This is a genomic window from Rhodococcus mengyinensis (assembly GCF_048381435.1).
GTDB lineage: Bacteria > Actinomycetota > Actinomycetes > Mycobacteriales > Mycobacteriaceae > Rhodococcus_F > Rhodococcus_F opacus_D.
This window is the reverse complement of the sequence record NZ_JBLWIT010000056.1, coordinates 50,714-63,071: the sequence shown is the minus strand read 5'-3', so window position 1 is coordinate 63,071 and position 12,358 is coordinate 50,714. Positions and strand designations below refer to the sequence as shown.

General features: G+C 67.8%; 11 protein-coding genes. 5 read left to right on the top strand and 6 right to left on the bottom strand.

Features of this window, described 5'->3' with window-relative positions; genetic code table 11:
- Window positions 1-16: 16 nt before the first annotated feature.
- A complete protein-coding gene (locus tag ACNJ7E_RS11625) occupies window positions 17-346 on the top strand; it encodes a hypothetical protein (RefSeq protein ID WP_418339945.1) in 330 nt (109 codons plus the stop codon).
- On the opposite strand, the gene ACNJ7E_RS11620 is transcribed toward ACNJ7E_RS11625, so the two are convergent.
- Window positions 289-714 carry a hypothetical protein gene (locus tag ACNJ7E_RS11620; protein ID WP_418339944.1) on the bottom strand — a complete coding sequence of 142 codons (426 nt, stop codon included), beginning with the start codon at window positions 712-714 and terminating at the stop codon, window positions 289-291. The two genes, ACNJ7E_RS11625 and ACNJ7E_RS11620, sit on opposite strands and share 58 nt — an antisense overlap.
- A gap of 173 nt (window positions 715-887) precedes the next feature.
- Between ACNJ7E_RS11620 and ACNJ7E_RS11615 the strand changes: the two genes are divergently transcribed.
- Window positions 888-2,108 (top strand): fatty acid desaturase family protein, encoded by a 1,221-nt coding sequence (locus tag ACNJ7E_RS11615; protein ID WP_065491920.1) that lies wholly within the window; start codon window positions 888-890, stop codon window positions 2,106-2,108.
- Here the strand turns inward: ACNJ7E_RS11615 and ACNJ7E_RS11610 are convergent, their stop codons facing one another.
- The 3 genes from ACNJ7E_RS11610 to ACNJ7E_RS11600 all read right to left on the bottom strand — a co-directional run bounded on the left by ACNJ7E_RS11610 (window position 2,109) and on the right by ACNJ7E_RS11600 (window position 6,119).
- Window positions 2,109-3,410, bottom strand: coding sequence for a type I glutamate--ammonia ligase (locus ACNJ7E_RS11610; RefSeq protein ID WP_418339943.1), 1,302 nt, complete (start codon window positions 3,408-3,410; stop codon window positions 2,109-2,111).
- Window positions 3,410-5,347 (bottom strand): acyl-CoA thioesterase/BAAT N-terminal domain-containing protein, encoded by a 1,938-nt coding sequence (locus ACNJ7E_RS11605; RefSeq protein ID WP_418339942.1) that lies wholly within the window; start codon window positions 5,345-5,347, stop codon window positions 3,410-3,412. Before ACNJ7E_RS11605 ends, ACNJ7E_RS11610 begins: the two co-directional genes overlap by 1 nt.
- Before the next feature lie 82 nt (window positions 5,348-5,429).
- Window positions 5,430-6,119, bottom strand: coding sequence for a DUF2848 domain-containing protein (locus ACNJ7E_RS11600; RefSeq protein WP_418339941.1), 690 nt, complete (start codon window positions 6,117-6,119; stop codon window positions 5,430-5,432).
- Between the two features lie 201 nt (window positions 6,120-6,320).
- On the opposite strand from ACNJ7E_RS11600, the gene ACNJ7E_RS11595 reads away from it, so the two are divergent.
- Window positions 6,321-7,691: an MFS transporter gene (locus ACNJ7E_RS11595; protein ID WP_418339940.1), complete on the top strand. Its 1,371-nt coding sequence runs from the start codon at window positions 6,321-6,323 to the stop codon at window positions 7,689-7,691.
- Here the strand turns inward: ACNJ7E_RS11595 and ACNJ7E_RS11590 are convergent.
- A complete protein-coding gene (locus ACNJ7E_RS11590) occupies window positions 7,663-8,334 on the bottom strand; it encodes a GntR family transcriptional regulator (RefSeq protein WP_418339939.1) in 672 nt (223 codons plus the stop codon). The genes ACNJ7E_RS11595 and ACNJ7E_RS11590 overlap by 29 nt on opposite strands.
- Window positions 8,335-8,378: 44 nt before the next feature.
- Between ACNJ7E_RS11590 and ACNJ7E_RS11585 the strand changes: the two genes are divergently transcribed.
- Entirely contained in the window at window positions 8,379-9,176 is a 798-nt protein-coding gene (locus ACNJ7E_RS11585) for a carbon-nitrogen hydrolase family protein (RefSeq protein ID WP_418339938.1), read from the top strand.
- Between the two features lie 28 nt (window positions 9,177-9,204).
- Here ACNJ7E_RS11585 and ACNJ7E_RS11580 read toward each other — a convergent pair whose 3' ends face one another.
- Complete coding sequence (locus ACNJ7E_RS11580; protein ID WP_418339937.1) at window positions 9,205-10,386, bottom strand: PucR family transcriptional regulator; 1,182 nt, start codon at window positions 10,384-10,386, stop codon at window positions 9,205-9,207.
- A 197-nt stretch (window positions 10,387-10,583) separates the two neighbouring features.
- Between ACNJ7E_RS11580 and ACNJ7E_RS11575 the strand changes: the two genes are divergently transcribed.
- Window positions 10,584-12,329: an aldehyde dehydrogenase family protein gene (locus tag ACNJ7E_RS11575; RefSeq protein WP_418339936.1), complete on the top strand. Its 1,746-nt coding sequence runs from the start codon at window positions 10,584-10,586 to the stop codon at window positions 12,327-12,329.
- Window positions 12,330-12,358: the final 29 nt, after the last annotated feature.

Genomic DNA, 12,358 nt, shown 5'->3' with positions numbered 1-12,358 from the left:
CGACGTAGTCCCGCGCATGGCCGAGGCGATCGGCCCCACCGACGAGCGCGTGCGCCAGATCCTCCAGATCGTCTGCGAGCCTGCGGATTTCCGTGCGCTCACTGTTCGCCCGCTGCTCGGCGGCCGCCTGCGCCGGACCGCGCCAGTCGTCGTGCCGGCCCAGATCCGCGACGGCACGATGGACGTGGTCCGCCCGGCCCCGCGTGTCGTCGGCGGTCCGTCCGATTTCCTCGCCCGCCGTTGTCAGATCCCGCGGGTTCCAGACGTGCAGTTGCGACCGACGCGGAATCACATCTCCCCCATCGCCGACAGCTGCGACGCGAACGACGTGTCGGTGACCTCGTAGTTCTCGGCCCCGTCACCCGCGATGAACGCCATCTCGTCGATGCGACCGGCCGCGGCTCCCAGCGCGGACGCGAGGATGTCGCCGGCTTCCTTGCATGCCGCCGCGGTGTCGGACCCCTCGACGGCCCGCACCGCGTGCTCGAAGCTCCGCCGGCCACCCAGCGCCTCGACCTCACGCGCGATGACACCCAGCGCGGACGACATCGCACGCAGCATGTCGGGGTCGACCTTGACGACCGCGACGTCCGGTCCACCGAGCACCGGCGCCAGCCCGGGGACGGCGGCCAGCGGAGGCTGCGTCGCACCGGTCCCGTCCAGCGACGCAATGACACTTTCCGGCCACGTCATATCGCCCTCTGACATCGACATCTCCCCCTGATAGCCGCATCGAGATCCACCCCCGGATCCGGGTCACCGACACGCTCGGCGACCGTGGAGAGAATAGCGGACGCCGTCACACGGACGTGTGACCACAACACGGTTGCGCAACGGTTGGGCGGATTCGCAGATTGAGAATCGGGTGAACCGGGTATCGAGACCAGATGGCCATCACCGATATCAAAGAGTACAGCCACCTCACCGATGCGGATGTGGAGGCGCTGGGCGCGGAACTCGATGCGATCCGGGCAGACATCGAGGAGTCCCGCGGCGCCCGCGACGCGCGGTACATCGACCGGACGATCAAACTGCAGCGGTCGCTGGCGATCGCGGGCAGGATCGTCCTGTTCGGCAGCCGGAAGAGACCGGCGTGGATCCTGGGTACCGCCTTGATGGGTGCGGCGAAGATCATCGAGAACATGGAACTCGGCCACAATGTCATTCACGGCCAATGGGATTGGATGAACGATCCCGAGATCCACTCGTCGAACTGGGAGTGGGACAACACCTGCCCGTCGTCGGGGTGGAAGCACTCTCACAACTACGTCCATCACAAGTTCACCAACATCGTGGGTCTCGACAGCGACGTCGGTTACGGGATCCTGCGCATGACCCGCGACCAGAAGTGGTCGCCGGTGTACCTGGCGCAGCCGTTCTACAACGTGCTGCTGGCGTTGCTGTTCGAGTGGGGTGTCGCGTTGCACCACCTGGACGTGGAGAGCATCCGGCGCGGCGACTACGACCGCGCGGAAACCCTCCGCAACGCGAAGGAGGTGGGACGCAAGATTGCGCGGCAGGTCGGCAAGGACTATGTGGTGTTCCCGGCGCTCACCGGCCCGGCATGGAAGAGCACGCTGACGGCGAACATCACGGCCAACGTGATCCGCAACCTGTGGGCCTACGGCGTGATCTTCTGTGGTCATTTCCCGGACGGCGCGGAGAAGTTCACCAAGGAGGAGTTCGAGAAGGAGACCAAGGCCGAGTGGTACCTGCGGCAGATGCTGGGCTCCGCCAACTTCAACGCCGGCCCGGTGCTGGCGTTCATGAGTGGCAACCTCTGCTACCAGATCGAGCACCACGCGTTCCCCGACCTGCCCAGCAACCGTTACGCCGAGATCGGTGTGAAGATGCGGGAACTGTGCGACAAGTACGACCTCCCCTACACGACGGGTTCGCTCCCCCACCAGTACGGACTCACCCTCCGCACCATCTTCAAGCTCGCCCTGCCCAACCGCTTCCTGTCGGCGTCCGCGGACGACGCACCGGAAACGGCGTCGGAACTCCGATTCCGCATCCGGGGCGGGATGAAGGAAGTGTTCGGGGTCGATCCTGCGACCGGGAAGCGGCGCGGACTGCGTACCGCGCTGGCGATGATCCGCAACTGACTACGACGTCCACGCGTACCGGAAGCGTTGCGCGACCTCGTCGACCGGTTTGTCCCGGTATTCGGCGAGCTCGTACCCCTTGACCGCCGCGAGCGCTACCATGATCAGCGGCCCGAGCAGATCCCGCGCGAGCGCCGACGACTCGAACGTTCCGAGCACGTCGGACGGCAGGGTCGGGAGGAGATCGACGGCATGGGCGCCGGTCGGTTCCGCCGGGTCGACCGCCACCTCGTCCGGGAGGGGAAGCTCACCGGCCATGCCGTCGTGGGCGGCGCCGAGAATGGCGGCGCTGCTCAGATACGGGTTCGCGGACGGGTCGACGGGTTTGATCTCGAGGTTCGCGCCGTGCGGGTTCCCGGCGGTGTCCGCGCAGAGCCGGACGGCGGCCTCGCGGTTCTCCAGGCCCCAGCAGCGGAACACCCCCGACCACATGCCCGGGCGCAACCGCAGATGCGACAGCGCCGACCCGGCGAGAACGGCCGTGAACTCGGGTAGCGCCCGCAAAATCCCGGCGATGGCCGCGCCACCGGCGGGAGTCAGCCCGTGCGGGCCCGGGCCTCCCGACAAGATCGGCAGGTCTCCCTCGAAGATCGACACGTGCTGGTGGGCGCCGTTTCCCGCCCCTCCCGCGACGGGCATGGGTGAGAACGACGCCCGCAGCCCCTGGGCGCGCGCGACCCGGCTGATCAGGGTGCGGGCCAGCACCGCATTGTCGGCCGCCTCGACGGGATCCGCGGGGGCGAGCGACACCTCGAACTGGTCGAGCCCCGCCTCGGCGTGGACCTGCTCGATCGGCAGCGCGGCCGTCGACGCCGCCGCGAGCAGGTGCTTGAAGAATTCTTCCTGCGCGAGAACGGCATTGAGGCCGTAGGCGGACCATTCTTCGGCGGTCGCCGCGTCGAAGAGGGTGAACTCGATCTCGTGGCCGATCCGTGCGGTCAGCCCGGACTCCGCCAGCCGCGCCGTCACCCGCCGCAGCGCGCCCCGGGTGCAGGCGGGCGACGGCGTCCCGTCCTGCTCGGTCAGGCACGCCGGCGCCCAGTACGTGCCGTTGCCCAGATCCCGCATGTCATCGCCGTCGATACGCAGACGGAGGTCGCCCACGACGGAGAAGGACGGTGTGAATGCGAGGTGGTCGTCGACGCAGAACACAGTCCAACTCGGCGACGCGCCTGCACCGGAGTCGACGAAGGAATCCAGCCTCGAGATCGGAAAAACTTTCGCCCTGGACACCCCGGCCATGTCGACGATCGAGCCGACGATGCGGTCCGTGTGGCCGAAGCCGCCCTCTGCGCCGCGCATCACGCCCTCGCCACCGCGGTGGTCCGCGCGAGGAAGCCGAGTACGCTGTGCACCGCTTCGCGCTGCGCCCGGCCCTGACCGGCACCCCCGCCACCGAACGCGATGCCGCCGGTCCACTGCGCGTCGGCGGGGAACATTCCGAGGCGGAGGAGGTGGCCGGCGCCGTCGAACGTCCGGTGTTCGTCGCGGGCGTCGGATCGACGCCCGAGAAGTGCCGTGGCCATCTCGTCCGACGGCCACAGCTGGTCGTCGGCACCGGTCAGGCACAGCACCGACGCGGTCGCCTGTTCGGACCGCAGCGTCGCCTCGGCCGGTGCGGCCGCGAGCCCGGCCCGGTAGGCGGCCCCCAGGCGCAGCAGGCTCGGCCGGTGCGCGGTGAGGTCGTGATGGGCTCGCCACGCGTTGCGGATCAGCTGGGGCATCAGCGTCCCACCCGGCAGCGGCGCCCACGGCACGGGCCGGCCGTTCCACGTCCACGACGGCGTGTCGGCGATCTCGCCGTCGGGGCCGATCGCCTGCCACGACACCGAACTCGGGCTGATCAGGATCAGCCCGGCGACGGGGAGTTCGCTGACGCAGGCGGAGGCCAACAGGCCCTCCGCGCCGCGCGAAATGGCCATCGCGGTCAGGCGGCTCGCGTCCACTGACGGCTGCGCTCCCAGCGCCTCGACCGCAGACGCGAACCGCTCGAGCGGAATGTTCACCAGCGTCGCGTCGGTGTTCGATTCGTCTACCCACGAATAGGCCAGTGCGGCATACCCGTTGGCGGCCAGCATCCCGATGGTGGAACGTTGGGAGTCGACGCCGCCCTCCGAGCCGCCGAAGCAGGCGACGCCCGGCCACCCGCCGCTCGGAGCATCGCCGGCGGGCAGTGCGAGCAGGGCGGGCCGGTCGCCGACATCGAGGGAACGGACGGACACTCCGGGGGCGCTCGCATGACGCGTCACCGTCCGCCGCGACGTTCCGTCCGGAGTGCTCGCCTCGACGGTGACCAGCCAGGCGTCGGGCGGCGGCACGAAGAGGTCGGGAACCCGGTCTTCGGACACGAAACGCATGGCCCACAGCGGGGCGTCGGCGTCCGCCGCGTCCCAATCACCGTGGTCCGGAACCTGTCCGGCAACGTCGACTGTTCCGTCTACCGGGACGGTGAACGTGGCCTCCGACCGCCACCGCCCACCGAACAGATCGGTCCCGGTGGTGCGGACGGTCACCGACGATCCGGGCCGGGCGCCGCGGACGATCAGCGAGAACGCCTCGTCATGACGCGACCACGCCGGAACGTCGAGTTCGAGTAACCCTGCCGACACGTCCGCGGCCGGCGCAGGCTGCTCGGCGACCGCCGGCTCCGCCGAAGCCTCCAGCAGCTGCGACCGCTTCTCGAACCATCCGGGAAATACCGCGGACACCAGCCCCGCGATGCCCATGAGGGTGAACGGCAGCACCCAGTAGCAGACGACGGACAGGGTGTCGCCGGCGTCGCGCATGGTGGCGTCGCCGTCGACGATCGGCGGGATCAGCGAGAACCCGGTCATCAGTCCGAACGCGGCCACCCACATCCACGTCATGGCCGTGGTGATGTACCGGAAGCCGCCGCTCGCCGCCGTCCGGGCGTCCACGGTTGCCACCGCGTACTCGCGCACGAACGGCCGCCCGATCAGGACACCCACCGCCGCGATCGCGAACAACCCGAAGTTGCTGACCGGCTGAAGCCAGCGTTCGAGGACGGCGTCGTCCAAAGTGAGCGCCGCGATCAGCAGCAACGCGAAAACGGCGACGGTGCCGACCTCGAGGGTCCGCCACGGCTGGCCCCGTAACCGTTGCAACACCTGACCAATCGCCGCGATACCGAACGCGATCGCGACGGCAGCGACGAATCCCGTGTTGCCCACCAGGATCCAGTAGACGATCCACGGTGCGAATCCGATGATGAATCCCATTGCACTGCCTCACTCGTCGACTCACCATATTGTCGACCCTCGGGCGGGCGCGGGGCGCAGATTCATCGAAGGTCGGCGCGGATCAGCCGATCGGCTGCGGCATCCGGACTGTCCGGTAGCGGCAGCTGATTTCGTCGCCGGTGGACGGATCACGCAGTGCGACCTTCCAGGAGTCGGCGAACTGGTTCACGCTGTGCAGCATCGAGATCGTCCCCGACACGAGGACGGTCCCCGGCGTGTGCAGCCCCCTCTCACGAAGGACATCGAGCCAGTACTTCGGAGCGAGTAGGTCGGAGAGCGTCCCGGTCTGGATCAGGGTGGACGGTTCGCCGCCGCCTTCGCCGACCCATGCCGACAGGGTGATGTCGTCGAGGCGGTCGGCGATGTCGGACAACCGCCAGGCGCGGGACCCGAGAACGTCGGGTGCGGCGTTCTTGCTCCACGCCACACTGTGTACCTCGAGGTCGCGGTCGGTGTGGTCGCAGGCGACGGTCAGCAGTACGTCGTCATCGGTGATCACCAGGGCCCACTCGGCTTCTCCGGAGGTCCGGTCGTGCTGGACGAAGACCTCGTTGGTCTGCTGTGCGAGGTAAGGCGAGATGGGGTACATCGCCGGAATGGTCGTGGGCGCCGGTACGCCCAGTTCTGCGAGTTCAGCGATGTGCGACGCAACCTCTTCCTGGTTGCGTCCGGCATAACCGGCGTTGAGGAGGGTGGTGACCTCAACGGTGTCGACGGTGCCGTCCGGCAGAGTGAACGTGAGCTGCGGCATGCGGAGAGTCTCCTTGAAGTCCTGGCCCTGGCTCCCTCTCGAGATCAGGGCGTTTTGTTACTTTCTTGTTTTTTCTGCGCCGAGGGCTTGCGCATACGTCTTGTATACAGCAAGTATATGACAGGTTCAACGGCAGCGGTGAGGTGAAACCTAGAAGAACCGGGCCGTACGGGACCAGAATTCAACCCACAAGGAGTTGTCATGATCGGAGAGTCCACCTCCGTCGATGCCGGCAGGTCGGCACCGGTAGACAGGAAGGGACTGGCGAAGGCTTTCGCCGCCAGCCTCACGGGTACCGCATTGGAGTGGTACGACTTCGCGGTCTATTCGGCTGCGGCCGCACTGATCTTTCCGCAGATCTTCTTCCCGGACAGCGACCCCCTCACGGGAACCTTGCTCGCGTTTTCCACCTACGCGGTCGGATACGTTGCGCGGCCGGTCGGAGGGTTCGTCTTCGGACGCCTCGGCGACGTCATCGGGCGCAAACAGCTGCTGGTGATCACCCTGCTTCTGATCGGGGTGACGACCTTCGCGATCGGCCTGCTTCCCGGCTACGACCGCATCGGTATCGCGGCACCCGCCATTCTCGTGATCCTACGGTTCGCGCAGGGCGTGGCGGTCGGCGGAGAGTGGGGCGGTGCCGTCCTCCTGTCGAGCGAATACGGCAACCCACGGCAACGTGGCTTCTGGTCGTCCGCCGCTCAAATAGGACCTCCCGCAGGCAATCTGATGGCCAACGGGGCGCTCGCCGTCCTCACCATCTCCATGACCGAGGCCCAATTCGAGTCTTGGGGATGGCGACTCGCCTTCCTCCTGTCCGCGCTGCTCGTCGGCTTCGGCCTGTGGATTCGCCTGAAGCTCGAAGACACACCCGTCTTCAAGGCCCTGCAGGAGTCCGGCGACCGCGCCGAAGCCCCCATCCACGACGTGCTCACCAAGCAGACCCGGCCACTTGTCGCCGCGATCCTGTCGCGCATCGCTCCGGACGTGATCTACGCGCTCTTCACGGTCTTCGCGATCACGTACGGCACCCGTGAACTCGGCTTCGAGCGTGGCGAAGTGCTCACTGCAATCCTGATCGGCTCGGCATTCCAGCTGGGCCTGATCCCTCTTGCCGGGGCACTTTCCGATCGCATCAACCGCCGCCTCGTCTACGCCGTCGCTGCCGTCGGCGGTGTCGTATGGAGCGCCCTCTTCTTCCTCGTGATCGGAGGCGGCTCATTCCCGCTGCTCATCGTCGGGGTGGTCGTCGGGCTCGGGTTCCACTCGTTCATGTACGGACCGCAGGCGGCGTTCGTCACCGAACAATTCACCGTTGCGTTGCGCTCGACCGGCAGTTCACTCGCCTACACGATTGCCGGCGTGTTCGGCGGTGCGATGGCACCGCTGATCTTCACCTATCTGCTGAGCAGGACCGACAGCTGGGTGCCGATCGCCGCCTATGTACTGATCGTCGGAGTGCTAACCGTGCTCGGTCTCGCACTGGGGCGCGACCCCGATCCCACCGAGGACGAGCACTACGCACTGCTGGCCAGCGAGAATGCTAGGCGCGCAGGAGAATCTGAAGCGTAACCTCGAGATGAGTGTCGATCTTCTCGTGCACCAGGCTCTCGTCGCCGGCTTCGAGCGCGTCGATGATTGCCTGGTGCTCGGCGCACACCCGGTGTTGCCGATCGGACGCACTGAAGAGCGCCGTCAGACCGATACGGAGCTGGCGCGCCCGGAGTCCGGAGTAGGTGCGCGACAGCAACTCGCTCCTGGCAGAATCGATGAGGATCTGATGGAATCGACCATCCCAGTCGATGAAGGCGCGGGCCGCTTCGGCGCTCGGATCGGTCGCGAACGCTTCCTGCTCCGCCAGCGCCGAACGCATCGCGTCAATGGGCGCCCGCCCCGCCTCCAGGGCCCGGCTGGCGGCGTGACGTTCGAGGACACCGCGCAACTCCATCAGTTCCGCGATCTGCCGGCCCGACATCGCGGGGACGTGCGCCCCGCGCTTGGGCACCATTTCGACGAGGCCCTCCGCCTGAAGCATGAGCAGCGCCTCACGAACGGGAGTGCGCGACACCCCGACCCGCGTCGCAAGTTCCTGCTCGTTGAGAAAGGAACCCGTGGCCGCCGGCGACGTCAGCACCTGATCTCTGACGTACAGATAAGCCTTCTCCCGGCCCGACAACTCGGCAGCTGCACGCTCGGCCCCACTCTTTTCTTGCATACAACATGTATACACTAGATCACCAGCCAGCTAGGAGCAATATAATGACGCTACGCATCAGCCTCGCCCAGATCACCAGTTCGACGAATCCCGAGGCCAACCTGGCAATGCTGGACAAGCAGGTGGCGGCCGCCGTCGACGCGGGATCGCGGTTGGTGGTGTTTCCCGAGGCCACCATGCAACGGTTCGGCGGACCACTCACCCACGTCGCGCAACCGCTCGACGGGCCGTGGGCCGACGCCGTCCGCGAGTGCGCCGACCGAGCCGGCATTACCGTGGTCGCCGGTATGTTCACCCCCTCCGGGGACGGCAGAGTACGCAACACACTGCTCGTCACCGGCGGCGGCGTCGACACGAGCTACGACAAGATTCATCTCTTCGACGCCTTCGGTTTCACAGAATCCGATACGGTCGCACCGGGAACCGAGCCGCTCGTCGTGACCGTCGACGGCGTCGGAGTTGGCCTCGCCACCTGTTACGACATCCGCTTTCCGGGGCTTTTCCAGACGCTCGCCGATCGTGGTGCGGACCTCACGGTGGTCGCCGCATCCTGGGGCAGGGGCCCCGGCAAGGTCGACCAGTGGACACTTCTCGCCCGGGCTCGCGCCCTCGACTCCACCACATTCCTCGCCGCCTGCGATCAGGCAGACCCGGCAGCAACCGGCGAGGAAGCCCACGGCACGACGCCGCTCGGCGTCGGACACAGCATCGTCGTGTCACCCACAGGAGCTGTTCTGGGCCAACTCGACTCGGGCCCGGGAATGCTCACGGTGGACATCGACACGGACATCGTCGCGCAGGTGCGAAAGACATTGCCGGTCCTCGCCAATCGACAGTTCTGAAGACACCCCGGCCGCGAGAGCGGCGCGGTTACCGTCCGAGCAGCTGGTGCGCCCGCAGTCCGACGTACAGTTCGGCGGCGTCGATGGGGTCGGAGAAGTCGCGTCCCGTGAGGGTGTGGATTCTGCGCAGCCGGTACAGGACGGTGTTGCGGTGGTAGTGCAGTTGGGTGGCCGCCGCGGTGGTGGATCCGCGACAGGCGAACCAGGCGTCGAGGGTGGCGAGCAGGCTCTCCTGCTCCTCCGCGGGCAGGGCCAGCACCGGTCCGAGGATCTGGTTCGACGCCAGCTTGCCGGCGTCGGGAACGCTGACCAGCAGCAGCGACACCGGCACCGACTCGTAACGGGTGAGGGTGCATCCGCCGTGTCCGGCGCAGCGACGCGCGATCCGTGCCTGCTCGACGGCCCGGCTCGTCCCGCCAGGACGTCCGAAGATCGAGCTGACCCCGATCCGTCCGTGACCGGTGCGGCCGAGGAGGTCCAACGCGGAATCGAGTACGTCGGCGGTGGCGGCCCACAGCAGTCCGATCCGGCCGTCGACCTCCGTGTCCCACACCGAGTCGACACCCACACCGCGAAGGTCCGACTGCACGACGTCCGCGGCGGACGGGGACGCCGCCGCTTCGACGGACACGACGAGGAACGTGCTGTTCTCCGGAATCCGGAACGTGCGGAGCGCGTCGGCGGCACCGGCCGGGTTCGCGGCGTGGTCACCGAACAGGGTTCTGATCAGCCGGCCCCGCGACTCTGCGTCCTCGCGGGCGCGCAGGTCGGCGGTCTCCCGATATGCCTCCGCGGCGCTGTCCGAATAGACGTCGACGAGCGCCCACACCTGGGCGGCCATGTCGAGCAGCGCATTGGTGGCGCGGCCATCCGAGCGGTCCATCAGTTCGTCCCAGATCAGGCGGCCGCCGAGCCGGAACGCGTGGAGTAGCGCCGCGAGGGGCACACCCTGTTCGGCCTTCAACTGTCCCGCCGCGCGCGCCGCCTCGAGCCGGATCGGCGCACTGCCTGCGAGGTTGCCCAGCATCGCCGTCAGATTGTCGACGCACGCCGCGTACAACTGCTCGGGAGTGAGGAGGGTCGCCTCCACGTAGCCGTGCTCGGCCGACAGGATGCGCGAGACGAGTTGCTCGGACAGCTGGTCCACGGACTCCAGCATCGATCCGAGAAGATCGGTGGGCGACGGCGCGACATCCGAGCTGACAGTCATCCGGCAAGAATATCCACCGGGCGTGGTCCGCGCCATACCCTTATTGTGCGACGGCATAGCCCGCATGTTCACATTGACAGCCGCTGCCTATGGCGCGACGCCCGGAACTGGGACGAGAATCAGTGTTCTACGCCACAGTAGTTTTCGTTTCTGCGGCGCGGTCCTTCATGTACTCGACTCGAGCGGAGCTGTCCACAGTGAGCACTTCAGAACCCGAGGCCACCTCCACCACCCCCGGCGCGGCCTCCCCACATCCGGAGGTCGACGCCGCCCTCGCCGACCTCGCCGAGGGCGAGAAGACCTGGGCCGACCTCTCCCTCGCCGATCGCAGGAAACTCCTCGACCAGGTGCACGACCTCACCGTGCAGCACGCCGCCGACTGGGTGGACGCCGCGGTCGCGATCAAGGGGCTGGACCCGAAGTCGCCGCTGGTCGGCGAGGAATGGATGTCCGGACCGTACCCGCTGGCCACCGGCACCGCGGCGCTGTCCGCGAGCCTGGCGAAACTCGAATCCGGGGCCAGCCCGCTGGACGGCGCCACGTTCGGCACCGCCCCCGGCGGCCGCACCACCGTCAAGGCGCTGCCCCTGAACATCTTCGACAAGCTGCTGCTCAGCGGATTCAGCGCGGACGTGTGGCTGCAACCGGGAATCGATCGTGCGACGGCACAGCGCGACGCCGGCCTCGCCCAGCGCGACCCGTCGCGGACTCAGGGCATCGGCGTGGTCCTGGGCGCGGGCAACATCACCTCGATCGCCCCGCTCGACACCCTGTACGAACTGATCGCGCACAATCGCGTCGTCGCACTCAAGCTCAACCCCATCACCGACCGGCTGCTGCCCGTGCTGACGCAGGTCCTCGAACCGCTCATCTCGATCGGCGCGGTCCGGTTGTTGACCGGCGGCGCGGAGGTCGGGACATATCTGGTGCACCACGACCTCGTCGACCACGTGCACATGACGGGCAGCGCACTCACCCACGACGCGATCGTGTTCGGCACCGGCGAGGAGGGTGCGCGGCGCAAGGCTGCGAACGACCCCATCCTCGGCAAGGCCATCTCCAGCGAACTCGGCGGTGTGTCCCCCACCATCGTGCTGCCCGGTGAGTGGAGCCGCGCCGACATCAAGTTCCAGGCCGAACACATTGCGACGCAACGGCTCCACAACGGCGGCTACAACTGCGTCGCGGCGCAGGCCGTGGTCGTGTCGTCCGAGTGGAAGCAGCGCGACGAGTTCGTGGCCGCCCTGAAGGAGGCCCTCGACACGGCACCGGACCGCGCCGCGTACTACCCCGGCAGCGACTCCCGGGTCGCCGGGGCCACCGCGTCGTTCCCCACCGCCGCACGCCTGGGTGAGAACGGCGGACGCGTCCTGGTCACCGATCTCGAGCCCGGCGCCTACGCACCGCTCCTGCAGACCGAGTACTTCGCTCCGGTGCTCGGCGTGATCGACCTCCCCCACGGGGGCGCCGAGTTCGCGGCACACGCCGCCGACCTCGTGAACGAGGACTTGATCGGCACCCTCGGGGTCAACATCGTCGCCGCACCGCAGACCATCCGCGAACTGGGCGCGGAGTTCGACTCACTGCTCGAGAGCCTCCGCTACGGGACCATCGCCGTCAACGCGTGGACCGGCGTCGGCTACCTCACCGCCACCGCGACCTGGGGAGCCTTCCCCGGCCACACCCTCGACGACGTCCAGAGCGGCATCGGCGTGGTGCACAACGCCCTGCTCATCGACCGACCGGAGCGCACCGTCGTCCGCGGCCCGTTCCGCCCGTCGCCGCGGTCCATCCTGAACCGTGAGATGTCCATCTCGCCCAAGCCCCCGTGGTTCGTCACCAACCGAACCGCCGCCACGACAGGCCGATTGCTGACAGGATTTGCCGGTGCACCCTCATGGACCCGGCTGCCGGCGATCTTCGCGTCCGCGCTGCGTGGATGAGGGCTGCGTGTCCTCGATCCCTCACCCTC

Bases quoted from the DNA above. Each gene is read 5' to 3' on its own strand.
- ACNJ7E_RS11610 (WP_418339943.1), bottom strand. From the start codon at position 3,410: ATGCGCGGCGCAGAGGGCGGCTTCGGCCACACGGACCGCATCGTCGGC.
- ACNJ7E_RS11615 (WP_065491920.1), top strand. From the start codon at position 888: ATGGCCATCACCGATATCAAAGAGTACAGCCACCTCACCGATGCGGAT.
- ACNJ7E_RS11625 (WP_418339945.1), top strand. From the start codon at position 17: ATGGCCGAGGCGATCGGCCCCACCGACGAGCGCGTGCGCCAGATCCTC.
- ACNJ7E_RS11585 (WP_418339938.1), top strand. From the start codon at position 8,379: ATGACGCTACGCATCAGCCTCGCCCAGATCACCAGTTCGACGAATCCC.
- ACNJ7E_RS11620 (WP_418339944.1), bottom strand. From the start codon at position 714: ATGTCGATGTCAGAGGGCGATATGACGTGGCCGGAAAGTGTCATTGCG.
- ACNJ7E_RS11595 (WP_418339940.1), top strand. From the start codon at position 6,321: ATGATCGGAGAGTCCACCTCCGTCGATGCCGGCAGGTCGGCACCGGTA.
- ACNJ7E_RS11590 (WP_418339939.1), bottom strand. From the start codon at position 8,334: ATGCAAGAAAAGAGTGGGGCCGAGCGTGCAGCTGCCGAGTTGTCGGGC.
- ACNJ7E_RS11600 (WP_418339941.1), bottom strand. From the start codon at position 6,119: ATGCCGCAGCTCACGTTCACTCTGCCGGACGGCACCGTCGACACCGTT.
- ACNJ7E_RS11580 (WP_418339937.1), bottom strand. From the start codon at position 10,386: ATGACTGTCAGCTCGGATGTCGCGCCGTCGCCCACCGATCTTCTCGGA.
- ACNJ7E_RS11605 (WP_418339942.1), bottom strand. From the start codon at position 5,347: ATGGGATTCATCATCGGATTCGCACCGTGGATCGTCTACTGGATCCTG.